General features: G+C 61.3%; 22 protein-coding genes and 3 pseudogenes. 17 read left to right on the forward strand and 8 right to left on the reverse strand.

Translation table 11 applies throughout. The features are described 5' to 3' along the window. The first annotated feature begins 21 nt into the window (after positions 1 to 21). Both V5F78_RS18270 and V5F78_RS18275 read left to right on the forward strand, forming a co-directional pair. A complete protein-coding gene (locus tag V5F78_RS18270; RefSeq protein ID WP_394067783.1) occupies positions 22 to 423 on the forward strand; it encodes a RidA family protein in 402 nt (133 codons plus the stop codon). 89 nt (positions 424 to 512) lie between these two features. After that, positions 513 to 795 (forward strand): annotated as a pseudogene (locus V5F78_RS18275) (transposase); the annotation flags it as partial. A gap of 68 nt (positions 796 to 863) precedes the next feature. On the opposite strand, the gene V5F78_RS18280 reads toward V5F78_RS18275, so the two are convergent. The 4 genes from V5F78_RS18280 to V5F78_RS18295 form a co-directional block, all read right to left on the reverse strand. Next, positions 864 to 2,375, reverse strand: coding sequence for a tripartite tricarboxylate transporter permease (locus tag V5F78_RS18280; protein WP_394067784.1), 1,512 nt, complete (start codon positions 2,373 to 2,375; stop codon positions 864 to 866). A 9-nt stretch (positions 2,376 to 2,384) separates the two neighbouring features. After that, entirely contained in the window at positions 2,385 to 2,912 is a 528-nt protein-coding gene (locus V5F78_RS18285; RefSeq protein ID WP_394067786.1) for a tripartite tricarboxylate transporter TctB family protein, read from the reverse strand. 128 nt (positions 2,913 to 3,040) lie between these two features. Next, positions 3,041 to 4,027, reverse strand: a complete 987-nt coding sequence (locus V5F78_RS18290; protein WP_394067788.1) for a tripartite tricarboxylate transporter substrate binding protein — start codon at positions 4,025 to 4,027, stop codon at positions 3,041 to 3,043. Positions 4,028 to 4,320: 293 nt separating this feature from the next. Next, a complete protein-coding gene (locus V5F78_RS18295) occupies positions 4,321 to 5,154 on the reverse strand; it encodes a GntR family transcriptional regulator (RefSeq protein WP_394067790.1) in 834 nt (277 codons plus the stop codon). Positions 5,155 to 5,278: 124 nt separating this feature from the next. Here V5F78_RS18295 and V5F78_RS18300 point away from each other — a divergent pair, with 124 nt between their 5' ends. From V5F78_RS18300 to V5F78_RS18330, 7 genes and pseudogenes are all read left to right on the forward strand, one after another. After that, positions 5,279 to 6,694, forward strand: a complete 1,416-nt coding sequence (locus V5F78_RS18300) for an NAD(P)H-dependent oxidoreductase (RefSeq protein ID WP_394067792.1) — start codon at positions 5,279 to 5,281, stop codon at positions 6,692 to 6,694. Between the two features lie 68 nt (positions 6,695 to 6,762). After that, positions 6,763 to 7,635 (forward strand): beta-keto acid cleavage family enzyme, encoded by an 873-nt coding sequence (locus tag V5F78_RS18305; protein WP_394067794.1) that lies wholly within the window; start codon positions 6,763 to 6,765, stop codon positions 7,633 to 7,635. Positions 7,636 to 7,676: 41 nt separating this feature from the next. Further along, positions 7,677 to 8,453, forward strand: a complete 777-nt coding sequence (locus V5F78_RS18310) for an SDR family NAD(P)-dependent oxidoreductase (protein WP_394067796.1) — start codon at positions 7,677 to 7,679, stop codon at positions 8,451 to 8,453. A gap of 86 nt (positions 8,454 to 8,539) precedes the next feature. Then, positions 8,540 to 9,001, forward strand: a pseudogene (locus V5F78_RS18315) (transposase); the annotation flags it as partial. Then, a complete protein-coding gene (locus tag V5F78_RS18320) occupies positions 8,973 to 9,194 on the forward strand; it encodes a hypothetical protein (RefSeq protein WP_394067865.1) in 222 nt (73 codons plus the stop codon). The pseudogene V5F78_RS18315 and the gene V5F78_RS18320, both read left to right, overlap by 29 nt. Positions 9,195 to 9,762: 568 nt before the next feature. Continuing rightward, a complete protein-coding gene (locus tag V5F78_RS18325; RefSeq protein WP_394067798.1) occupies positions 9,763 to 9,942 on the forward strand; it encodes a hypothetical protein in 180 nt (59 codons plus the stop codon). A 40-nt stretch (positions 9,943 to 9,982) separates the two neighbouring features. Beyond that, positions 9,983 to 10,246 (forward strand): DUF1488 family protein, encoded by a 264-nt coding sequence (locus tag V5F78_RS18330; protein ID WP_394067800.1) that lies wholly within the window; start codon positions 9,983 to 9,985, stop codon positions 10,244 to 10,246. Between the two features lie 20 nt (positions 10,247 to 10,266). On the opposite strand, the gene V5F78_RS18335 is transcribed toward V5F78_RS18330, so the two are convergent. The 4 genes from V5F78_RS18335 to V5F78_RS18350 form a co-directional block, all read right to left on the reverse strand. Beyond that, the gene (locus V5F78_RS18335) at positions 10,267 to 11,565 is read right to left on the reverse strand and encodes a glycoside hydrolase family 130 protein (RefSeq protein ID WP_394067801.1); all 1,299 of its coding nucleotides are present in this window, start codon (positions 11,563 to 11,565) and stop codon (positions 10,267 to 10,269) included. 38 nt (positions 11,566 to 11,603) lie between these two features. Next, a complete protein-coding gene (locus V5F78_RS18340; protein WP_394067802.1) occupies positions 11,604 to 13,889 on the reverse strand; it encodes a glycosyltransferase family 4 protein in 2,286 nt (761 codons plus the stop codon). After that, the gene (locus V5F78_RS18345) at positions 13,886 to 14,845 is read right to left on the reverse strand and encodes a mannose-6-phosphate isomerase (protein ID WP_394067804.1); all 960 of its coding nucleotides are present in this window, start codon (positions 14,843 to 14,845) and stop codon (positions 13,886 to 13,888) included. The genes V5F78_RS18340 and V5F78_RS18345 overlap by 4 nt, the downstream gene beginning before the upstream one ends. Positions 14,846 to 14,933: 88 nt before the next feature. Continuing rightward, entirely contained in the window at positions 14,934 to 15,242 is a 309-nt protein-coding gene (locus tag V5F78_RS18350) for a hypothetical protein (RefSeq protein ID WP_394067806.1), read from the reverse strand. Between the two features lie 568 nt (positions 15,243 to 15,810). Between V5F78_RS18350 and V5F78_RS18355 the strand changes: the two are divergent. From V5F78_RS18355 to V5F78_RS18390, 8 genes and pseudogenes are all read left to right on the forward strand, one after another. After that, a pseudogene (locus V5F78_RS18355) lies at positions 15,811 to 16,529 on the forward strand (IS5 family transposase). Between the two features lie 143 nt (positions 16,530 to 16,672). Continuing rightward, positions 16,673 to 17,800: a hypothetical protein gene (locus V5F78_RS18360; protein ID WP_394067808.1), complete on the forward strand. Its 1,128-nt coding sequence runs from the start codon at positions 16,673 to 16,675 to the stop codon at positions 17,798 to 17,800. 200 nt (positions 17,801 to 18,000) lie between these two features. Beyond that, complete coding sequence (locus V5F78_RS18365) at positions 18,001 to 18,315, forward strand: hypothetical protein (protein ID WP_394067809.1); 315 nt, start codon at positions 18,001 to 18,003, stop codon at positions 18,313 to 18,315. Further along, complete coding sequence (locus V5F78_RS18370; RefSeq protein ID WP_394067811.1) at positions 18,312 to 18,665, forward strand: toxin-antitoxin system TumE family protein; 354 nt, start codon at positions 18,312 to 18,314, stop codon at positions 18,663 to 18,665. The genes V5F78_RS18365 and V5F78_RS18370 overlap by 4 nt, the downstream gene beginning before the upstream one ends. Beyond that, entirely contained in the window at positions 18,662 to 19,054 is a 393-nt protein-coding gene (locus tag V5F78_RS18375) for an HVO_A0114 family putative DNA-binding protein (RefSeq protein WP_394067812.1), read from the forward strand. The genes V5F78_RS18370 and V5F78_RS18375 overlap by 4 nt, the downstream gene beginning before the upstream one ends. After that, on the forward strand, positions 19,051 to 20,712 hold the full coding sequence (locus tag V5F78_RS18380; RefSeq protein ID WP_394067814.1) for a recombinase family protein: 1,662 nt from the start codon (positions 19,051 to 19,053) through the stop codon (positions 20,710 to 20,712). The genes V5F78_RS18375 and V5F78_RS18380 overlap by 4 nt, the downstream gene beginning before the upstream one ends. 141 nt (positions 20,713 to 20,853) lie before the next feature. Then, on the forward strand, positions 20,854 to 22,041 hold the full coding sequence (locus V5F78_RS18385) for a tyrosine-type recombinase/integrase (protein ID WP_394067816.1): 1,188 nt from the start codon (positions 20,854 to 20,856) through the stop codon (positions 22,039 to 22,041). 416 nt (positions 22,042 to 22,457) lie between these two features. Continuing rightward, on the forward strand, positions 22,458 to 22,667 hold the full coding sequence (locus V5F78_RS18390; RefSeq protein WP_394016418.1) for a helix-turn-helix transcriptional regulator: 210 nt from the start codon (positions 22,458 to 22,460) through the stop codon (positions 22,665 to 22,667). Positions 22,668 to 22,673 lie beyond the last annotated feature (6 nt).

Genomic DNA, 22,673 nt, shown 5'->3' on the forward strand with positions numbered 1-22,673 from the left:
AGCCCAAAGGGAAGTGAAATCATGACAATCAAAGAAGTGAAGCCCAAGGACGTCTTCAAATCCCCGACCGCGCCGTTCTCGCTCGCCGTGCGTTCCGAGGGCGGCGCCCTTCTCCACATTTCCGGGCAGGTGCCCCAGGACGCAGCCGGCGTGAACGTCGGGCCCGGGGATGTGCGGGCTCAGGCCGAGCAGGTCATCCAGAACATCAAGGCGATCGTCGAGGCGGAAGGCGGCTCCCTCGCGGACGTCTGCCGCCTCACCATCTATCTCACCGCCCGGGAATATCTGCCGACGGTGATGGAGGTGCGGCGCAAGTATTTCAAAGACCCATTTCCGGCGGCAACCGCGGTGGTGGTTTCAGGCCTGGCGAATGTGGACTGGCTCGTCGAGATCGAAGCTACGGCCGTGATCCATCAGGCTTGAGGTCGCCCGAACTGCTATCCAGCTGTGAGTTCGTTCTGGCCCATTAAGAGGACCAGGACATGAGGCGCAACCGATTCACGGAAGAGTAGATCATCGGCATCCTGAAGGAGCACGAGGCCAGGGTGCCGATCTCAGACCTTTGTCGCAAGCACGGGGTCAGTGACGCCAGCATCTACAAGTAGAAGGCCCGTTTCGGCGCGATGGACGTGCCGGAGATCAAACGGCTGCGAGCGCTCGAGGACGAGAACGCAAAGCTGAAGCACATGCGCGCCGACGCCATACTGGACATGTCGCGCTGAAGGATCTCCCGGGAAAGAAGTGGCGACGTCCGCTGCCGAGCGCAGAGCTGTCGCCCACCTCATGGAAGTCCATAAAAACTGCTCTAGCTTTGCGCTTGGTCACTTGACGGCTATGAGCCTTGCTATCCATATCAAACGATCCTAGCCCATCTGCGGCACCATTTTGCGACGCAGCCGCGCGACCAGATCCGAGATCGGACCCCAAAGCAGCAGCGCAAAGGCAAGGAGGATGAGGCTTGTCACGAGGCCATTGGCGAAGAAGACGCTGAGGTCCCCCTCCGAACCGATGAGGGCCTGGCGCGCGGCCTCTTCGGTCCTGTCTCCCAGCACCAGGGCCAGCACCAGGGGCGCCATCGGGTAATCGAGCTTCTTGAAGACATAGCCCACCACGCCGAAGGCCAGCATCAACCAGACGTCGAAGATGGAATTGGAGATGGTGTAGGCACCGATGGCGCAGATGATGAGAATGATCGGCGCGACCAGCGTGAACGGCACGCGCATGATCGCGGCAAACAGCGGAACGGTCGCCAGCACGATGATGAGACCGGCGACATTGCCGAGATACATGGAGGCGATCAGGCCCCAGACGAATTCCTTGTGCTCCACAAACAGCAGCGGCCCCGGCTGAAGTCCCCAGATCAGCAATCCCCCCAGCAGGACGGCGGCGGTCGCCGAGCCTGGAATGCCGAGCGCCAGCATGGGCAGCAGGGCTGAGGTTCCAGCGGCGTGGGCCGCAGTCTCGGGGCCGAGCACGCCTTCGATCTCGCCCTTGCCGAAATTGTTGCCGTGCTTCGAAAAGCGCTTGGCCAGCCCGTAGCCCATGAAGGATGCGGCAACCGCGCCGCCCGGTGTCACACCCATCCACATGCCGACGATGGAGGAGCGCACCAGCGTACCCCAATAGCGGGGCAATCCGGCCCAGGTTCGCAGCACCACCTTCAGGTCGATGTCGGCCCGCTTCCCCTTGAACTGTAGTCCTTCCTCGACGGTGAGAAGGATTTCGCCGACGCCGAACAATCCAATGACGACCACGAGGAAGTCGAAGCCGTGCATCAAGGCGGTGACGCCGAAGGTGAGCCGAATATCGCCGGAGACCGTATCGACGCCGCAAGCGGCCAGCAGGAAGCCGAGGCACAAGGCCGCGACGATCTTGGCCCGATGCTCCTTGCCCATGCCGACGAAGGAACAAAAGGTCAGCAGAAAGACCGCGAAAAACTCAGCCGGCCCGAACCGAAGCGCGAACTGCGCGACCAGTGGCGCAACGAAGGTGATGAGGATCACGCCCGAAAGGGCGCCGAAGAAGGATGCGGTGAAGGCCGCGGTCAGCGCCTCGCCCGCCCGGCCCTGCACCGCCATGGGATAGCCGTCGAAGGTGGTGGCCACCGACCAGGATTCACCTGGAATATTGAACAGGATCGAGGTGATGGCACCGCCGAACAACGCGCCCCAATAGATGGACGACAGCAGGATGATGGCCGAGGTGGGATTCATGCCGAAGGTCAGCGGCAGCAGGATCGCCACGCCATTCGGCCCGCCCAGGCCGGGCAGCACGCCGACCACAATTCCAAGCAGCACCCCGATCCCCATGAACAGGATGTTGTGCCAGGACAAAGCCAGCTCGAAACCTGCGAAGAGCGAAGAAAGATCGGCCATCCTTGGACCTCAATAACCGAGGAACGCTTCAAGCGGCCCCTTTGGGAGGGAGACGAGGAACTGGATTTCGAACACCCAGAAGCAGATGACCGGAACCAGGATCGCCGTCGCCAGGATGGAGAAGACGTTCCGCGATCCGGCGACCAGCATGAAGCAGACGATGAACAACGCCGACGAGACATAGATGCCGAGCGGCTTGATCAAGGCGACATAGACGAGCAACGGCAGGAAGACGCGGGCAACAAGGGATAATTGCACCCAGGTCACAAAGATCTCGGGCGGACGGCGAAACGCATCCACCAGGATGAAGATGGAACTGGCCAGAAAAATCCAACCCACGCGGGCGGGAAAATAGCCGTTCTCGGGGCCCATATCCCATCCGGCGCCGCGACCATAGGAATCCCAAAGCACAAGGCCGGCGATGGCGATCAAGATCGCGGCGACCACATATTCCGCGGCGCGACGGGAAATGCCGCGCTCGTCCGCGGGCGTCGCGGGCTCCAGCTCGGAGACGGTCTCCTCGGGAATGCTGGGCATAGGTGTCTCCTCAGATGATCGCGGCGGAGGCGCTTGGCACAGCACACGGAGCGAGCCTACCGCGCGCTGTGCATCGGCGATCGGCCAGCGCGGCTCGATCGCTCCGTTGCGTTTCGTGACGCCGCGCGTCAGTTGGCGATGCGGAATCCGGCCTTCGTCACCAGATCCTGATGCTTCTGATCGTCCGCCTTCAGGAATTCCAGGAATTCGGCGCCGGTACGGAAGTCAGGCACTAGAGCATTCTGGGTGACGTAGTCCTTCCACTCCTGACTTTCCGATACCTTCTTGAACAAGTTGACATAGAAGGCGAGCTGCTCGGGGGTGACATCCTTCGGCAGGAAAATGCCGCGCAGCATCTGGTAGGTGACGTCCAATCCCATTTCCGGACAGGTGGGAATATCCGCCCACGACATGGTCGCGGTCACCTTGGCCTGGTAGGGCATGCGCTTCGTCGAAAAGACGCAAAGCGGGCGGGTGAGACCGCCGCGCCAGTTCGCGACATCCTCCGACGGATTGTTGAAATTGGCTTCGATATGCCCGCCCGCAAGCTGCGTGGATGCGGCGCCGCCGCCTGCATAGGGGATGTAATTAAGCTTGATGCCTGCGGCCTGCTCCATGGCGATCGCCAGCAGATGGTCCTCCCGCTTGGAGCCGGCGCCGCCCACCTTAAGGGCGGGCTTTGCGTCCTTCGCCGCGGCGATGAAGTCGGCGGGGGTCTTGTAGGGCGACTTCTCGCCCACCCAGAGCAGGAAGGCATCCTGCGCCATCAAGGCAACGGGCGTGAAGTCGCGCCAGCTGACCTGCAGCTTCGTCGTGAGCGGAATGAGATAAATGCCGGACCAGCCAGCCATGAGCTTGTAGGCGTCGCCGGAGGAAGCCTGAAGCTCGAGCATGGCTTCGCCACCCGCCGCTGCGGGCTTGTTGACGACCACGACAGGCTGGGACGTCAGGCCCTGCTTTTGGATGATGCCCTGCATCACCCGCACCATCTGATCGGATGCCCCGCCGGCGGCGAAGGGCACCAGGAACTCGATGGGCTTGGTCGGCTCCCAGGCGGAAGCTGCGCTGGCAGAAGCGAGCGACAGAGCGGCAGCAAGCAGCAATTGCGTCTTCAAGATTGATCCTCCCACGCGCTCTCGACGGCGCTTTTGGGACTTTATAGCCATGATTGTTTTTGAATGCAATTTTTATTACGAAATCACGTGACGGAAGCAACAGATCTATGACATCATTTCAAATTATTGATATTATTGATTTATTTAAAGCACGCGCAGCGGTACAGGCTCCTCAGAAATTTGAATCGTCATTTTTGAATGCAATATCGGACTTCAGCAATCGAAATGCCCTCCGCTCCAGCGGGGCACACCCGGAACAAGCCATCCGGCGAAGCTGCGAATTGGATTCGCCTTCAGGCCGAAGGCGCGGGAGATTTCTTCCTGGCGGAGGCGCCGCGCTTCCCCGCAGCGGGCGCCTTTGCCGCTGCGGTGCCGTGTGACGTGGACGCAAGCTCGGCCTCGAGGACTTCCCTGGTCTTGCGCCATCCGTTGAGGTGATGGACGCGCAGAAGTTCACGCAGCAACGCGCCTTCGCGGTTGCGGATCGCGCCCAGGATCTGCTCGTGTTCACTCACAGCCGTCGCCCAGCGCGTGGCATTGCGATTTCCAGCCAGGCGATAGCGGCCGATACGCGCGCACTCCGCCTTGTAGATGCGCGAGAGCGGCGCATTGCCCGCGCAATCGACGATCTTCTGGTGGATCGACTGATTCAAATGAAAATAGCCCATCAGATCGCCCCGTCGATGACAGTCCATCATCTTGAGATGGTCATTCTCGATCGACATGAATTGCGCCGGCGTCACCTGCGCACAGGCGGGCTCGGACGCCACGCCTTCGAGGCCGATGAGCACGGTCATCACCGCCTCGACGTCACTCGGCGTCAGTTGCGTGACCACCGCGCCGCGATTCGGAACGATGCTGACCAGCCCCTCCGCCTCCAGGATCTTGAAGGCTTCGCGTAAGGGCGTGCGGCCGACGCCCATCTGCTCGATGATGGTACGCTCCGCGATCCGGCTGCCCGCAGCCAGCTCGCCTGCGACAATCAGATCGCGAATCCGCTCCACCACGGCCAGAGCCCGCTGGCCCCGTGGGCCGACTTCCGCATCCGGGAAAAGGGCAGGAATCGTCGCCTCCTCGTTTGCATGCAAAACGTTTGATTTTTGCGTTCCGCGATTTCGATTTGACATATAAGGCTCTTTATCGCATGCAATCTTCATTAAGAAAATGAACGACCGACGCCCTTTTTCCAGGCGGTGCGGGTCGGGCTTGCCCGCAGTGCCGGGCCAGCACGGAGAGGATACGGCCAACGCGATGAACTACCATCGTTATTTCCCGTCCGCCAAAGCGGTCGAAACCTGCATCGTCGGCACGGGTGGGTTTGGTCGCAGCTTCCTTGCGCAAGGGCTCCATGTTCCCCTGATGAATGTACGGGTCGGGGTCGACCTCGATGCCGATGCGGTTGCGGAGACGATGCGCGACATCGGCATTCCGGCCGATCGCATTCGTGTCTGTACCCATCCGCAGGAAGCGGCGCAGGCCTGGTCCGCGGGCGATTTCATCGCCGCGGCCGATCTCGCCGTGGTCATCGACTTGCCATTCGACGTGCTGGTCGAGGCGACCGGACATCCGGAGGCCGGTGCGCGCCATGCCCGCATGGCCGTCGAGGCCGGAAAGCATCTCGCTCTTGTTTCAAAGGAAGTGGATAGCGTCGTCGGCAGCGGCCTTGCGCATATGGCGGCGCGGCGAGGTCGGGTGGTCACGCCCGTCGACGGCGACCAGCCCAGCCTGCTGATCGGCCATATCAGCTGGGCTCAGACGCTCGGCTTTGAGATCGTCGCGGTGGGCAAGTCCAGCGAATATGATTTCGTATTCGATCCGAAGGCCGAAACCCTCACCAGCAATGGCATGACCATTCCGGCGCCCGGCTTCGCGCAGGCCTGGGACCGCGGGGACCGCAGCGCCGCGGACATCGCCAAGCTGCGGTCGAGCCTCGCCAGCGCCCTGCCGCAGCGGGCGGTGCCGGATCTGTGCGAGCTTCTGGTGGTCGGCAATGCGACCGGCTTTGCGCCGGACGTGGCGACTCTCCACGCGCCCATTGCCCGTATCTGCGAAGTGCCGGATATCCTGCGCGAGATCGAGGATGGCGGCCTGCTGGCCGGTCGCGGACGTCTCGACGTCTTTCATTGCCTGCGACGTCCGGAAGAGATCAGCTTTGCCGGCGGCGTCTTCGTCATCGTGCGTTGCGACGACAAGGTCAGCTGGGAAATGCTCGCGGAAAAGGGCCATGTGGTCAGCCGTGACTTGAAGCACGCGCTGCTGTACCTGCCGCGGCACCTGCTGGGCCTGGAGGCGACCACCAGCATATTGGAGGCTGCCCTTCTCGGCGCCTCATCGGGCGGGCTTTCCCCGCGCCCCCATCTCGATCTGATCGCCCGCGCAGACCGCGACCTGCCCGCAGGAACCCTGCTCGACATGGGTGGTCATCACCACACCATCGACGGCGTCACGGCCGAATTGGTCCCCGCTTCGCCTTTGGGTGCGGGCCGGCCGGCGCCCTTCTATCTCGCCGCGAACCGGCGCCTCGTCAGGCCTGTCGCCAAGGGCGAGACCGTCAATTTCGACCATCTGGTCATCGCGCCAGAGTCCGAGCTGCTGGCATTGCGGCGGCTTCAGGACGACATTTTCTTCAGCGAGCCCGCGACGGAAAATTTGGTGGCAGCGTCCTGAGGCGCCCCATCCGAGATCACCGGCTGGCGCCGTAGTTTGCTTCAAAAAGAATCCAAGGGAGATCTGCCGTGGGGCGTCCACTGATCATCGAGGTTCGGGTCAACGAATATGCGATGCGCCATTCCAACCCCAACGTGCCCTGGACGCCGGACGAAATCTCGCGCGACTGCAACGAGATCCGCGAAGCCGGCGCCGCCATCGTGCACTTCCATGCGCGCAAGGAAGATGGGTCTCCGGCCTTCGACGCGGAGAGCTATGCCGCATCCATCCGCAAAATCCGTGCGGGCTCCGATATCCTGATCGCGCCGACCATGGGCCAGATCCACGTGAGTGGCGATGCCACGCGCTTCCAGCATTATGTCGCCCTGGAAAAAATGGGGCTGAAGCCTGATTTCGTTCCCATCGACACCGGAACGACCAATATCGACCGCTTCGACTCCTCGACCAATACGTTCGACACCAAGCACAAGGTTTATCTCAACACCACCGAGACGGTGGAGCGCTTCATCGGCTGGACCCATGATCTCGGCATGCGCGAACAATTGTTTGCCTGGACCGTCCCCATGTTGCGCACCGGCCAGGCGCTCTATCGCATGGGCCTTCTGAAATCGCCTGTGCACCAGACTTTCCTGCTCACGGAAGGGGGCATCCTCGGCGGGCATCCGGGCACGGTCGCCGGCCTCAAGCCCTTCATTGAACTGCTGGACCCGGCGGTGCCCATGGTCTGGTCGGTCGGCTGCAAGGAGGGCGATCTGCTCGGCCTCGTGCCGTACATCCTTGAGAATGGCGGTCACATCTCCATCGGGCTTGGAGATTACGGCTATCGCGAGCTCGGCACGCCGCGCAACGTGGACGTGGTGCGCAAGGTGGTGGAGCTGGCGCGCCAATATGACCGCACCCCCGTCACCCCCGACGGCGTGAAGGACCTGCTCGGCATGTGACCGCCGCAGCCCTCGCATTCCCCCCATTGCCGGAGGCACCCATGATATCGACCATCGACCCGAAGGATCTGACCGTCTTCGTCACCGGGGCCACCGCCGGATTCGGAGCGGCGCTGTGCCGGCAGTTTCATGGGGCGGGCGCACGGGTCATCGGCGTCGGCCGCCGCCGCGAACGCCTCGAAGCGCTGAAGGCGGAACTCGGCGCGCGCTGCCATGTCGCGGAACTGGATGTCACCGACCGCGACAGCGTGTTCCGTACCCTTGAGAGCTTGCCTGCGCCCTTCGACAAGCCCAACGTCTGCGTGGTCAACGCCGGACTTGCCGTGGGCACCGCGCGCGCGCAGGACGCGGACATCATGGCCTGGGAGCAGATGGTCTCCACCAACATCAACGGCGCCCTGAACACGGTTCGTGCGGTGCTCCCAAGCATGGTGCAGCGTGACGAAGGCCATATCGTCCTGCTCGGCTCGGTGGTCGGCGATTATCCTGGACCCACCACGAACGTCTACGGTGCGACCAAAGCCTTCGTGAAGCAGTTCGGCCTCAGCCTGCGCGCGGACCTGCTCGGCACGCAGGTGCGGGTCACCAATATCGAGCCCGGCATGTCGGAGACCGAATTCTCCCTCGTGCGCGCAGGCGGCGACGCGGAGAAAGCGGCGGCTTTGTATAAGGGCATCACCGCCATGTCGGCGGAGGACATTGCAGAAACCATCTTCTGGTCCTGCACCCTGCCGCGCCATCTGAACGTCAACCGTCTTCAGATCATGCCCGTGCAGCAAGCCTTCGGTCCGTTCGCTATAGCCCCCCGGGAAGCCTGAGACAGCAAAGGCGGCCGGGTTGTACCGACCCCAGGATTGACCTGAGCCCCTGATCCTCCTCCAGATTTAGGTAGAGTCCGTCGATCATGGAGACGGACGATGGGAGCCTCACGGTTCACAGAGGAGTAGATCATCGGAATGGTGAGGAGGTGAGCGCGAAGACCGCTGACGTCTGCCGCAAGCACGGCATCTCCTCAGCGACCTTCTACAAGTTCAAGGCCAAGTACGGGGGCATGGATGTGTCCGATGCCCCCCGCTGAAGGCGCTCGAGGATGAGAACGCGCGGCTGAAGAAGCTGCTGGCCGAGCAGATGCTCGACAATGCGATCCTGAGGGATCTCAGCTCAAAAAAATGGTGACGCCGATGCAATGCGCAAAGCCGTGGCTCATGCCTGTGCCGCGCACGGGGTGAGCCAGCGTCGGGCGTGCCAGACGCTGGGGGTCGATCGCACCAGCGTGCGCTACCGGAGTGTACGTCCCGATGGCGCCAGCCTGCGGGTAGCCGTGCGGGCCGTGGCCGGTGAGCGCCGCCGCTTCGGCTACCGGCGTACAACAGCACGATCAGCCGATCGTGCTCGGCGCGCGTGTTCAGGACGGTCATGCGCCGCCGCCGCTTCTGGCCGGGCGCTTCGATCAGCGCCTCGTTCCACACTTTGGCGATATCAATCGCCACGAGAACGACGTCATCGGGCAAAGAATGCAAAGTGGTCATGATGGGTTCGTCTCCGGAATGAGGCTTTGAACACCGTCATTTTGGAGACCTGCTGACCTTGACCGCCTCAGCCGGCGTGCTGCGCGACGCGATGGCTCCGCGCGCACACTGAGGCTCCTTCCTGACGTGCTACGGCACCGAACTGACCTCGATGCGGTTCTTAAATGGTACCAGAAGACCGACATCGAATGACACTAAATCGCTCCCGGCAAGCCAATCCAAACGACTTTGTCGAAAGCTTCAATGGCCGCTTCCGGCGCCTCGGCGAGGCCTGGGCACTGCGTGCTGGCATGCCGTCGCAAACAGTGCCAGGCCCCTCCAAAAAATGGTTCCGCGGAAGGCCGCGTGCATGCGAAATTCTCAAGATCGCACGAAGCCGCCCCCACTTTCTACCCAGCCAAAATTCGAGCCTGAATTTTGAATAAACTATTATTTTTATAGCATCTAACATTAACTGCATTTTACCCCATTTTAAGATAAGAAAAATTTTCTGAAAAAGGATGCGACGAGTTCATTCGTGAAGTAAAAGGCGATATCATTTTCTCAGACGTTCGAAGCGCGCGGCAGTGATGGTGTTTAGGTCGCCGGGACCTAAATCGTGGAAACTGAAAACGAGCAGATTTCTGGCGTTTCCCATGCCGCCGATCGGCGTGTGGCGACCAACCTGCACCTGCACCTGCTTGTCGACTCGGCGTTGCGCAGGCCAGGCCAGCTTGTCCCGGTCAGCCAGAGCGATCTCGACGCGGCGCTGACGAAGGACCGTGACCAAACGGTGTGATGCCGCACTCTCGGCAAGCCCTGACCGCGAGGAAGCGACAATGGCGCTTAATTTCCCGAATGTGAGCCGTTGCCTCGATATGGCGCGGAACTGTGTCTGCTTCTGGGGCTATGACGGCGCATTCGAAGTCGCCTTCCAGATGGAAACAGGCGCGCTTCGCCGGATCAAATCCGATGTGCAGGAGGATGAAGACTCCCTGCTGCGGGTGTTCGACGGTAATCGCGTTCGCATTCAGAAGGTCGCCAGCAGCGCCTATTCAAAGCGCCGCCAGAGCCATTATCGCTTATCGGCAGCGGATTTCTAAAAGCCGACCCGCGCAGGACTTCACTCCTCCATCAGGTGCATGAGGTCCGCGATCTTGATGGTCGCGAAATTCGAGAACGTGTCGGAAACCGCATAAGGCAGGATGATCTGGTCCTTGTGCCGCATCGCCCCACATGTATAGACCACGTTGGGCACATAGCCCTCCCGTTCGGAAGGCTCCGGCCGCACCAGGGGCTCGCGCGAGCGGGCCAGCACCTTGGTGGGATCGGCTTTGTCGAGCAACACCGCGCCGATGGCGTATTTGCGAACTGGGCCGACCCCATGGGTCAACAGCAGCCAGCCCTCGTCGAGTTCGATCGGCGAGCCGCAATTGCCGATCTGGACGAATTCCCAAGGAAACTTCGGCTTCAAGATCAATCGCCCGCCATCCCAGGTGCACAGATCGTCGGACTTGATGAGATAGAGGTTCTCATTGTCCTGCCGCCCGATCATGGCGTACTGGCCATCGATCTTGCGCGGGAAGAGCGCCATGCCCTTGTTGTATGATGCGCTCCCGCGCAGCGGGGTGAGGTGGAACGAGGCGAAATCCGTGGTTTTCAGCAGTTCCGAACGGATCGCCTTGCCGCTGTAGGCCGTATAGGTCGCATAGAAGGTTCGCTGCCCTTCATCCTCGAACTCGACAAAGCGCGCATCCTCGATCCCGTTGGATTGAGCGTCGGTCACTGGGAAGATCACCCGCTCGCTGATGTCCTCCTCTGACCCGAACAGAACCTCCACATGCTCGCCATCGGGGCCGGGCATCCGCGCACGGATGGTCGGAGTGGAGGCAAGGCGCACGGTCGGATCAATGCTGACGCTGCCGTCGGCGGCAATGGCGCCCGAGCGGAATGTCAGGGAGGAAATGTGCCCTTCGCCGACCGCGCGCAAGCTGAGGATGAAGCGCCGCCCGCCTTCCGGCGCCCCCGACTGGTCGGGATGGGCAACGATGCTCGGATTGAACAAGGCCGAGGCTTCGAAGGAATATTCGTGGAGAAAATAGGCGCCCACCAAGCGCCGCTGGGTGGCCGTGAAGATCTCGTGCGCCGCGAGTGCCTCTTCCATCTCGTCGGCGCGGGCCTCGAATGTCGCCAGCAGGTTGCGGTGCCGGCCCTGGAAGTTCTCCAGCACATCGGCGAGTTGGCTGTCCGCGGTCTCAGGATCAAGGGCGAGGACCCGATCGACGATATGATTTGCTCGCGTCTTGTCGGTCGGGTTGAAGTCGCGCGGCTCGGTCGCCGGCTTGAAGGGCCGCACGACCACGCGCGCTGGGTCCGGACGCAGATAGAGCGCCTGCCGGTTCAAAAACATGGGGTGGGACACGGCGGCCTCGGTTCGGTTGATGGGTCGCTTTCGGGCGATCAGGCGCTCAGGGCGCGAAACGGGGCTGCCTGTGTTTGCTCGCCGCGCAGCTGGGCAAGCTGACGCATCTCTACCACGCTCAGGGCAAACGACACGACGGATTCGCCGCCACGGTTCTCATTCGGCCGGTCGCGATGCAGGCCGTCACGGCAACTGCCCGTTTCTGCATCGACGAGCGATACGGAAAGATCATTGCTGCCGAAAAACCATGAGAAGGCCCGCGCGGCCTCTTCCCGCCATGTCGGGTCGCCATCCGCATCCCATGCCGCGAGGCAAGCGGAGATGGTCGCGGCGGCCTCGACGGGCTGTTGGTCGAAAGCCTCCGGCCGCGCCCGCACATTGGCGAAGCCCTCGGTCCCCACGGGGCGGAAAACACCGGTCGCCGAGGTCTGAAGCGTCACCAGCCAGCGCAGCGCCCGCAAGCCTGCCTGCACATAATCCGGCGTGCCGCTGGAAACGCCGGTCAGGATCAGCGCCTGGGGCAAGCGGGCATTGTCGTACGAGAGCCCTTCCTCGAACCACACCCAGTCCTTGGTCTCCACCCGCCTCAGAAGCGCCATCAGCCGGTCTGCCAGCAGAAGTCGCATTTTCCGTGCTTCCGCATCGTTTTCCTGTGCCGCACAATAGGCATCGAGGCCCAGCAGCGTGAACGCCCAGGCGCGCGGGGAGGAAAAGCCTTCGACGGTACCGAGCGCCACAGCGAACAGATCGGCCGCCCAGCGCCGGCGGGAGGCATTGTCGTCCAGGCGCGCGCAGTTGCCGAGCGCCCATAGGGTCCGCCCGTGGCTGTCTTCGGAGCCTCGGTCTTCCAGCCAGCGGCGGTCGAAGCTCATGAAATTGCGAAAGCGCGCCACATCCGGATTCCAGGCGTGCTGCACGAACGCGGCGAAACGCGTCGTCATCACCTCCGGCAAGGGGGTCTCGCCCGGGGCATTGAGGGCGCAGGCCAGAAGGAGAGCGCGGGCGTTATCGTCCACGCAATAGCCGTGGGAGCGGTCGGGCACCGAATGCACGGCATGCTGGTAGAGCCCGGTATCGTCGCACATGGACAGAAAATGACTGAGCTGAAGATTGGGAAGGGGCGGGCGCACACGCGCCGGCGCACCATGCGTGCGCCGGGCGATGACGCCGAGGCGGTATCCGCGCCGGGCACCCTCGAAGGTGGCGATGTAGCGTTCGGCAGTGCGCTCCCAGGTCATGGAACGGCTGCTCGCATAGGCGCGCTGCCGCATGGCCTCACGCCGCGCGTCATCGGTCAGAAGATCGGCGATTTCCGCACCGATGGCAGTGGAATCGCCGAACGGCACGAGTGCGCCCCGCCCCGCTGCCAGAAGCTCTCGCGCATGCCAATAGGGTGTAGAGACAACCGCCCGGCCGAGGCCGAAGCTGTAGGCCAAGGTGCCCGAGGTCATCTGCGCCTCGTTCAGGTACGGCGTCACATAGACATCGCACATGGAGATGAAGTCGAGCAGGGTCGGCTGGTCTACGAACTGGTCGAGAAACACCACGTGCTTCTCGACGCCGAGGGCCTGTGCCCGCGCCACCAGGCTTTCGCGATAGGCTTCGCCTTGCGTGCGAACCAGATTGGGATGGGTCGCGCCAAGCACCACATAAACCGCATCCGGCCGCTGCGTGAGAACCGCCGGCATGGCATCGATCATCACCTCAATCCCCTTATTGGGAGACAGAAGGCCGAAAGTGAGGATGACCGAACGGCCGGCGAACCCGCGTCTTGCCTTTGCCGCGGCGGGCGCGATGAAGGGAAAGTCGGGAATCCCATGGGGGATGACTTCGATCTTGTCGGCCGACACGCGATAGACGGTGAGCAGGAGGTCGCGCCCCTTCTCTGCCATGACGACGAGCTTCGACGACAGGTTGATGATGCGCTCCATCACGCGCTGCTGAGCGGCATTGGGTTCAGCGAGCACGGTATGAAGCGTGGTCACGATTGGCATGTTCAGCCGCGACAGCAATGCCACGATATAGGCGCCCGCCTCCCCACCGAAGATGCCGAATTCATGTTGCAGGCTGACAACATCGATCTTGGCGCGATTCAATGTCTCCGCCGCTCGGATATAATCTTCGATCCGGTCGTCATTGATCTGCACCAGCACGGTGGAGGGATAATCATAAGCTTGATCATGGTCGTTCATGGCGACGATGGAGGTGGTGATGTGCGCCGGCCCTGCCGCGACTGCATGCTGAAGATCGGTGGTGAATGTGGCAATGCCACAGCGGCGCGGCAGGGAATTGCCGATGAAGGCAACATGCTTGATTTGGGTCACGGGCGCATCTCCGGAGAGCGGAAGGATGGGTCCGCTGGTGAAGGGAAAACTTGGGTCGGGGCGGGGAAACCGGCGGCCCGCGCCGGTGCCTCGGAGAGGTCGGGCGCCGCCAGCAGATCCGGGGGCGGCGCATCGGCGGCATAAGCGATCAAGGCTTTCGCGCCGCGGAGACCGGCCTTCACCGGCGCGCACTCCCCCTGCAGGAAGATCGCGCCGCCGACCGTCACATCGAGGCCGCCGACACAGGCGCTGCCTTCGAGCATCAGCATCCAGGTCTCGTGCGGTGCGTCCAGAGACCAGGCCACACAGGGTGCAAGATCGACCCGCTCAAGGACAAAATAAGGCGTCGCCGCAAGCAAAGTCCGGCCGTTACCCAGTGCATGCGGCGCCGCTTGCGGGGGGAGGGGCGCCATGTGCGTTGCGGTGACAGCTTGGTCGGCATGCAGCTCACGCGAGCGCCCGTAATCGAAAAGGCGAAAGGTCACGTCGCTGCGTTGTTGGATTTCGGCGATGACGAGACCTGCTCCGATCGCGTGGATGGTTCCTGCGGGAACACAGACCACGTCGCCTTTGAGCACGTCGCGCCATTGGATGCGCTCGGCGATCGAGTGATCTTCGATCGCAGTGCGCAATTGTGGTGGCGTAAGTGGACCGTTCAGGCCAACGGCAACCTGCGCGCCGGGCCTGGCGGAAAGGATGTACCAAGCTTCCGTCTTACCGTGTTCCTGGCCGAGGGTACGCGCGAACGCATCATCGGGATGGACCTGGATCGACAGGGGCTGAGTGGTGAACAACAGCTTGAGAAGCAGGGCCGTCTCGGGCGCATCCGGATCGGCACGCTCGAACCAGAGTTCGCCAACGGCGCCGTCGACAGGGGCGATGGTGCGCCACGGCAACAGGTCAGTGCTGCCCCATGGCTTGCGAACCACGCGCACGCAGGCCTGCTCGATTGCCATGATCGTCTCCTCGACCGCGCCGCTGAGATCGGGACGATCTGAGACCGGACATGTTCATTCGTTTGGCGCGATGCGCCAGCCGCAGTGGTCAGTGACGCCGGTTTTGCGGAGCGGACGCAATGTCGCCGGTGACGTCCACATGGGCTGCATCGCTCTCCAGACGCAGCTCCTTATCGGAAAAGGTCAGGTTCAACAGGCGCCCGTCATCGGTCAGTAGTTGAACCACCCGACGACCGAACACCCCACGCAGGGCCACCGGCGAAAGCCGGATTTCTCCGGAACTGGTGATACCGACGGGTGCATTGAAGAAGCTGTCGAAGTCATAGGTCGCTCGGCCTATTTCCTGCCCGTCGCACTTCAGCACACCCTCGCCTGCAACTCCACCGATATAGCGCATGATAAAACCTCTAATACTTTTGATATATTTCTTATTCTACGGATAGGACATCGCTTTTCTCGATGCCGATCCATGCAGCGCCGCTCTACCGCACGTCCGATTTCCAAAAAAGGCACCAGAATCAGGAAAGATCGGTACGCGAGGGCTGGCACACAGGCGCATCTGCTATATTTTTCCGGCATCCATCTATCTAACGAAAAAACGCACCCGAAAGTTCCGATATCCAATTACATAAAGTAAGCGTAAATACCAAAATTACAAGATTTTCATTGAGATTGAGGCTTATTTTTTCAGAAAATTGTTTGAAACGATAAGGATATTTACTCACCGTAATTTCGGTTTTTTCTTCCATCGCTCCCGCGTAAAGCAGCATTTACGTCGTGTGAGAAGTTCCCTTTAAAAGCCAGCCCACACAGCGCGGCGGGATCAAGAAGCGAAAGCTTAGGGTTCGCGACGGCACTGGCGGTGCGCATCTCTCAAAGCCATATCTCCCCCGCTAGGCAGTGGCCCCATAAATTTGCCGGCCGGCTAGCGGCGTGATTCAACCTCTCTCGATAGGGAGAGAGCAATGCGCCGGCACGAATTGACCGACGAGGAATGGGCGATCATCGCCCCGCTATTGCCGAACAAGCCGCGCGGTGTCGCGCGGGTGGATAACCGCCGGGTGATCAACGGCATTCTCTGGCGGTTCCGCACCGGGGCGCCGTGGCGGGACGTTCCTGAGCGCTACGGTCCGCGCACAACCCTTTACAACCGTTTCGTTCGCTGGCGGGCGGCCGGGGTCTGGGACAAACTGTTGGAAGCGGTCTCCGCCGCCTATGACGGCGACATCGTGATGATCGACAGCTCCTGCGTTCGCGTTCACCAGCACGGCGCCGCCATCAAAAAGGGGGCGATGACGATCGTTGCATGGGACGCTCCCGGGGTGGGCTGACCACCAAGATCCACGCTCTGGTCGATGCTGAAGGCCGGCCGATCCACCTCCTGCTCACCGCCGGGCAGGCGGGCGACGCGCCGGCCGGGCGCGAACTGCTGGTGCGGCTCGCACGGGGCGGCATCCTCCTCGCCGACAAGGCCTATGGCACAGACGCCATCCGCGCCGAGACGGCGGAGCGCGGCGGATTTGCCAATGTGCCGCCTCGCACGATCCGCAAGCGCACCTTCGCCTTCAGTCCGTGGCTCTACCGCCAAAGGAACCTCGTCGAACGCTTCTTCAATCGCATCAAGCAGATGCGCGGTCTCGCCACGCGCTACGACCGCCGCCCAGAAACTTCCTCGCTGCCCTAAAGCTCGCCGCAGCTCGCATATGGATCAATGCGTAATGAGTCCGCTGCCTAGAGGGACCGTGTTTTTGGTCCATCAGCAATGACATTGTTGATGCACGCTAGTATTCTCGAATGAAATGGTGCCATCAAGAAAAATCCGCCTGAATGTCCCGTGACGATTTCACAGCAGCAACAAAACGCTCTCTCGCATTGAGGGCAAGTCATCACTGCTCGCTCTGCAAAATTTCCACGGTGGGGCCGAGTGACGAAAAACCAACTGCTGTCACCATGATCGGAAAAGCAGCGCATATTTGTGCTGCATCATCCGGTCCCGGTGCCAGACGCCACGATCCCGCGATGACAAGAGCGCAGCGATCTGACATCAGCAATGGTATCTGGCTATGTGCGAACTGCGCAGACCTTGTAGACAAAGATGAAATCCGGTTTACGGCCGACGTATTGAGACGGGCCAAGATCGAACATGAGCAATCGCGCAGGGCCGGTAATACCTCGGCACAGGGCGATGGAGACATCATCGCAATTGGCTCATCAATAATTTCTGTAGGCTCCGTCCTGCGAACCGGCCCCGCTGGAACACGAATCCAATTATCGCATTTTGTTGAAGGAAATGGCCGTGATCTGTTTTCTTTTGCCGAAGGCTTTGATCGCTTGATCGAGGAGGATCGGTATATCCTTCTCAGCGAACTTGGTTACGGCAATCGGCTTGTAGGCACGCCGTTGGTTGAGCGCGTGAACGGACTCTTGGAGGTCGAGTTTGTTCTGCGGGAGCATCTAACCCGCAGCAGCGCGGCATCAAATGCCTGTACAATATGCGCCAGGACTGGGCGCTTGATCTCTGGGATGGATGCGTTTGTTCAAAACTTCGAGCGCACTTTGGGTATGGCGCGCGGAACGTGGTTTGCTAATCTCAAAGGCGGCAGCGACCTATCCGATTTGTACTGGCGATACGAAAATTCCCCATGGTTTGCTCGCTTGGCGATGAAAGAGATGATCCGGCTTTCATGCCTTCCCAGCTTTCGCAGGGATGCCAAGGAAAATGCCACGCCGCTCGCCTGCGTGAATCGGGTCAATCGTGTTGAAGTGCCGGCATTCGAGTTGGTCGATCAACACCTATCAATCGAGGTGGAATTCGACATTGAAGGGCTGGGGCCGTGGGCAGGAAACCTCTCCGTTTTCATCTCTGCGCCCAAACAACTCGAAGAGTCGCGCGCGACAGCAAAGCTCCATGCAGACAGAATCGTCGAAATCGAATTGGCGAGTAAGGCTCGCTAGTCGGTAAACGACATTGCCCTCCAACGTATTCTCGCTGTCGCACACGCATCAACGCTAAACCGTCTAGTCAGCAATGACGGGGTGCCGCCAGCGCGTGAGCGCGAATGCGGCACGCTACAGGCCGCCATTCCCCCTCCAAGGTTCGCCTCATTCCGGGCTGACCCGCGCCCGGAATCCAGCCGCGAACCACGGAGGATTCCATGCCCGCGCAACGACGCCGCGCCCCAAGAGGGCGGCACCGCCATGCAGCGCCAAGGGCGCTCCCCGACGATCTTTACGACTATAATGACGATCCCGCGCCGCGTGTCAGCCCGCGCCGTGAAAACTCGCCCGATGCCTTCGACGTGGAGAAACTGCCCGTCATCGACGAGTGGCCCGACAAGGTGCCGATCACCGAGGCCGAGATTCAGGTGTTCGAGCGTTGGTTCGGCGATGTCTTCGACGAGATGTTCGGCGGCATTCCCGACATTCCGGGCTTGAAAAAGTTATCTTCGTATGATAACGAAAAGCCATGAGCGAGGATCGTGACCCGAACCTCGACATGCTTCTGGACCTCGACGGCCAGGTGCTCGTTGTCGATCCCGATGGTGGCCATTGGGTGAAATTCGTTGTCACCCGCATTCCGGTGTCGCCGGAAAAGCCGCACGGTCTCGATTACTCGCTCACGCTTCACGGCCCTTCGGGAGAACGGCTGGTCGGTTTCGACAACGCCCATCCCGTCGGCCGGGGCAGACGCGGCGAGCCGATGAACCATCGGCACCGTCTCCAGACCGTGAAGCCTTACGGCTGGGCAGATGCGGCCACGTTGCTGGCCGACTTCTGGCAGGCGGTGGACGCGGTGTTGAAGGAGCGAGGCGTGTTATGACCACATTGAAAGTCGGGATTGCCGATTATGAGGAAATGAAAGCCCGCACGATGCGGATCGCCAGGGGCGAGGAGAAACCCGCGCCCGGCGACCCGAGGGTGTGGTTCACTTCCATGGAATCTTTCGTCAAAATTTTGTCGACGGGCAATCGTGAACTGCTCTGCGTCATCCACGAGCAAGCCCCCGGATCGCTGGAAGAACTGGCCGAGATTACTGGCCGCGCGAAATCCAACCTGTCGCGCACCCTGAAACGCATGGCGAGTTACGGGCTGGTGCGGATGGAGAAGGGAGAAGGCCGCCGGCTCGCGCCCAAGGTGCTCTATAGCAGGGTTGAACTGGACCTGCCGTTGACCGAGCGGCCTCGCAAGGCGGCAGGAGGCCAGCTATGAAGGTGCAGCATTCCAGCCTCCGCAATCCCAATGTCAGGCTGCGCGCCGCCCTCTATCTGCGCGTCTCGACAGTGCGGCAAGCCGAGCATGACGTGTCGATCCCCGACCAGAAGCGACAGGGCGAAGCCTATTGCGAGACGCGCGGCTACGAGCTGGTCGAAACCTTCGTCGAGCCGGGCAACAGCGCCACCAACGACCGCCGCCCGGAGTTCCAGCGGATGATCGAGGCGGCGACGACCAAGCCGGCCGCCTTCGATGTCGTCGTGGTCCATAGCTTCTCGCGCTTCTTCCGCGATGAATTCGAGATGGAGTTCTACTACCGGAAGCTGGCGAAGAACGGCGTCAAGCTGGTTTCGATCACACAGGAGCTTGGGGACGACCCGATCCACGACATGATGCGGCGGATCATGTCCTTGTTCGACGAATATCAGTCAAAGGAGAACGCCAAGCACGTCCTGCGCGCCTTGAAGGAGAATGCCCGGCAGGGCTTCTGGAACGGCTCGCTGCCGCCGATCGGCTACCCCGTGGTCGCGGCCGAACAGCGCGGCGCGAAGGTCAAGAAGAAGCTGGAGATCGACCCGCTGCACGCCGACACGATCCGGCTCATCTACCGCCTCGCACTGGAAGGCGATGGCGCGTCTGGCCAGATGGGCGTCAAGGCCATCGTCAAATATCTCAATGGCAAGGGCATCTTCACCCGCGACGGCGGCCGGCGGGGCATCGGCCAGGTTCACCGCGTCCTGACCCGGCGCACCTATATCGGCGAGCATCGGTTCAATCGCCGCTCCAACAAGGGCGAGGTGAAGCCCGATGAAGAGGTCATCACCGTTCAGGTGCCGGCGCTGGTTGAGCAGGAGACGTTCGATGCGGTGCAGGAGCTGCTACAGGCCCGCAACCCCAAGACCGAACTGCCGGCGCGCGTCGTCATCGGGCCGACGCTGCTGACCGGCATCTGCTATTGCGCCAATTGCGGGGGAGCGATGACGATCCGCACCGGCAAGGGCGGACGCTATCGCTATTATGCCTGTTCGATCCGGGCGCGGCAGGGCGAAACCGGCTGCAAAGGCCGGGCGATCCCGATGGACAAGCTCGACCGCATGGTCATCGGCCATATCGAGGACCGCTTGCTCGATCCCGAGCGGCTGGAGGAATTGCTCGCCACCGTGCTCGGCCGTCGTGACGATCAGGCAGAGCGTCGCCGGCAGCATATCGCGGAACTGGAGCGACGGGCGGTCGAATCGGACATGCGCCTCAAGCGCCTCTACGACGCTATCGAGGCGGGTGTGGCCGATCTTGACGATCCGGCGCTCAAGGAGCGCATCGTCGGCCTCAAGGTCATCCGCGATCAGGCGAGAGCCGATGCAGACCGGGCGCAAGCCTTGCTCGACAGCCCCGGCCATAGTGCCGTCACCCCGGCGATGATCGAAGGATTCGCCCGCCATGCCCGCGAGCGCATTCGTAGCGGTGAGGTGGGCTATCGGCGGGATCATCTGCGCGCGTTGGCGCAGCGCGTCGAGGTCGGGGACGATGCGATCCGCATCATGGGATCGAAGACGGCACTCCTACGGACGCTCGTTGCCGCGACAGGGGGGAAATCGGCGGCGATTGGCGTGCCCAGAAGCGGACTGAAGTGGCGGAGAGAGAGGCAGCCAAACTAGCGTCCGACGATGTTCGTTGGCATGCAAATTGACCCTTAAGAGTCAATGAGTTACGAAATCTTATTGTTCGGCGACGTGTCTTGAAATATCGCTAGATCCGAGTCAATATGTGGGGTGAAATGTGGGGCTTGAATTGGGCGGATGAAAAAGCGTGGTAGGCATCCGGAAAAGGCGCTGACTGCTCTACAGGTGCGCCAGATAAAGACACCGGGGCGATATGCGGACGGCAACGGGCTGTACCTTGAGGTCGATAAGAGTGGAGCCAAGCGCTGGCTGCTGCGCATTGTGGTCCAAGGTCGGCGTCGTGATATGGGGCTGGGAAGCGCCTCCTTAGTTAGCCTTGTCGAAGCGCGAGAAAAGGCTCTCGGGTTCTGTAGGCTCGCGCGCGAGGGAGGTGATCCTCTGGCGGAGAGGCGCAAGGCGAGAACGGTAGCTCCGACCTTCGCCGAAGCCGCGGAGCGAGTTCATGCCGAGCATGCGCCCTCATGGAAGAATCCGAAGCACGCTGCCCAGTGGCTGATGACACTCAAGACCTATGCCTTTCCAGAGATTGGCAGCCTCCGGATCGATACGATTGGAACGCCGCAATTGCTCCGGGTTCTCTCGCCCGTCTGGTTGGCCAAGCCCGAAACGGCCCGGAGGCTAAAGCAGCGAATTGGGACTGTCTTCGACTGGGCTAAGGCCTCCGGTTATCGGACCGGAGACAACCCGATTGAAGGGGTCGAGCGCGGGCTTCCGAAACAGGGCAAACAGAAGGAGCATCATGCCGCTCTTCCGTTCTCTGAGGTGCCAGCATTCATCACTAGAATGAGCACGTGCGATGCCGCCCTGCACGTGCGGCTAGCATTTGAGTTTCTGATCCTGACGGCTGCTAGGACCGGCGAAGTGATCGGCGCCGAATGGAGCGAGATCGATCTCAATGAGAAAGTATGGACCGTGCCAGCGGCGCGCATGAAGGCGAAGCGCATCCATCGCGTGCCGCTTTCCGCGCGCTGCGTTGAAATTCTCGAACAGGCGGCTCAAATGACAAGTGAGGGATTTATTTTTCCCGGCCGCTCGCCTGGAGCGTCGATGTCAAACATGGCGTTCCTGATGGTGCTTCGCCGCCTCAAGCTTGAGATCACGGCGCACGGGTTTCGGTCCGCATTTCGCGATTGGGCATCAGAAGCTACGAGCCATCCGCGCGAGGTTTGCGAAATGGCATTGGCCCACACGATCGAAAGCAAGGTGGAGGCTGCCTATCGGCGCGGCGATCTTTTCGAGAAGCGCCGTGCGCTGATGAACGACTGGGCCACCTTTGCGACAGACATTCCCCGCGCCTCCAACTGAGAGGCGACGGCAATTATCCGGCCTTTCAATAGAGGATACCGGACGGGCCCATCGGTTATCGGCTTCATTCCAACTGACGCCATGCGCTTTCGCAAGCGTGAACCAATGCCTCATGTTCGCTCTTCGCCTTTGCAAACGTCCTTCTTGCCGTCAGCGTGAGCACGTGAGCACCCTGCACCGAAAATGGGATCCTTAAGGTCCCGCGCGCTGCAACGGTCCATAGCAAAAAACGGGTCCTAAGGATGAGCCCCTTTTGCGGGCTATTTGATTTAATTCGTCGTGCAGAATGCGATCTCAAATTTAGTCATTTTTTGGCCAATTCGCGTCTAGAGACCCTCTAGACGCATCTACGAGGCCGTTTGAGACCTCTTTTTTGAATCTTGTGAACCCCCTCGTCCCCAAACGAGGAGGCTCATATGAGCATCGACTTTTCCAAAAATGGCTTCGTTCGCCTCACTGATATAATCGCTCCGAACGGGCCTATTCCGGTATCGCGCAGCACGTGGCTGCTGGGTGTGAAGACCGGGCGTTATCCTCAACCCACGAAGCTTGGCCCCCGCATCACAGCGTGGCGCACGGAGGATATCCGGTTGCTGATGGAACGTGGCTGGACCGATCGTCCTTAATCCGCG

The organism is Roseixanthobacter glucoisosaccharinicivorans, from assembly GCF_043195095.2.
Taxonomy (GTDB): Bacteria; Pseudomonadota; Alphaproteobacteria; order Rhizobiales; family Xanthobacteraceae; genus NCEH01.

Coding starts and splice junctions, on each gene's coding strand:
- V5F78_RS18330 (WP_394067800.1), top strand. CDS start 9,983: ATGGCGCTTAATTTCCCGAATGTGAGCCGTTGCCTCGATATGGCGCGG.
- V5F78_RS18270 (WP_394067783.1), top strand. CDS start 22: ATGACAATCAAAGAAGTGAAGCCCAAGGACGTCTTCAAATCCCCGACC.
- V5F78_RS18380 (WP_394067814.1), top strand. CDS start 19,051: ATGAAGGTGCAGCATTCCAGCCTCCGCAATCCCAATGTCAGGCTGCGC.
- V5F78_RS18385 (WP_394067816.1), top strand. CDS start 20,854: ATGAAAAAGCGTGGTAGGCATCCGGAAAAGGCGCTGACTGCTCTACAG.
- V5F78_RS18310 (WP_394067796.1), top strand. CDS start 7,677: ATGATATCGACCATCGACCCGAAGGATCTGACCGTCTTCGTCACCGGG.
- V5F78_RS18365 (WP_394067809.1), top strand. CDS start 18,001: ATGCCCGCGCAACGACGCCGCGCCCCAAGAGGGCGGCACCGCCATGCA.
- V5F78_RS18375 (WP_394067812.1), top strand. CDS start 18,662: ATGACCACATTGAAAGTCGGGATTGCCGATTATGAGGAAATGAAAGCC.
- V5F78_RS18390 (WP_394016418.1), top strand. CDS start 22,458: ATGAGCATCGACTTTTCCAAAAATGGCTTCGTTCGCCTCACTGATATA.
- V5F78_RS18350 (WP_394067806.1), bottom strand. CDS start 15,242: ATGCGCTATATCGGTGGAGTTGCAGGCGAGGGTGTGCTGAAGTGCGAC.
- V5F78_RS18285 (WP_394067786.1), bottom strand. CDS start 2,912: ATGCCCAGCATTCCCGAGGAGACCGTCTCCGAGCTGGAGCCCGCGACG.
- V5F78_RS18370 (WP_394067811.1), top strand. CDS start 18,312: ATGAGCGAGGATCGTGACCCGAACCTCGACATGCTTCTGGACCTCGAC.
- V5F78_RS18300 (WP_394067792.1), top strand. CDS start 5,279: ATGAACTACCATCGTTATTTCCCGTCCGCCAAAGCGGTCGAAACCTGC.
- V5F78_RS18345 (WP_394067804.1), bottom strand. CDS start 14,845: ATGGCAATCGAGCAGGCCTGCGTGCGCGTGGTTCGCAAGCCATGGGGC.
- V5F78_RS18360 (WP_394067808.1), top strand. CDS start 16,673: ATGTCCCGTGACGATTTCACAGCAGCAACAAAACGCTCTCTCGCATTG.
- V5F78_RS18280 (WP_394067784.1), bottom strand. CDS start 2,375: ATGGCCGATCTTTCTTCGCTCTTCGCAGGTTTCGAGCTGGCTTTGTCC.
- V5F78_RS18295 (WP_394067790.1), bottom strand. CDS start 5,154: ATGTCAAATCGAAATCGCGGAACGCAAAAATCAAACGTTTTGCATGCA.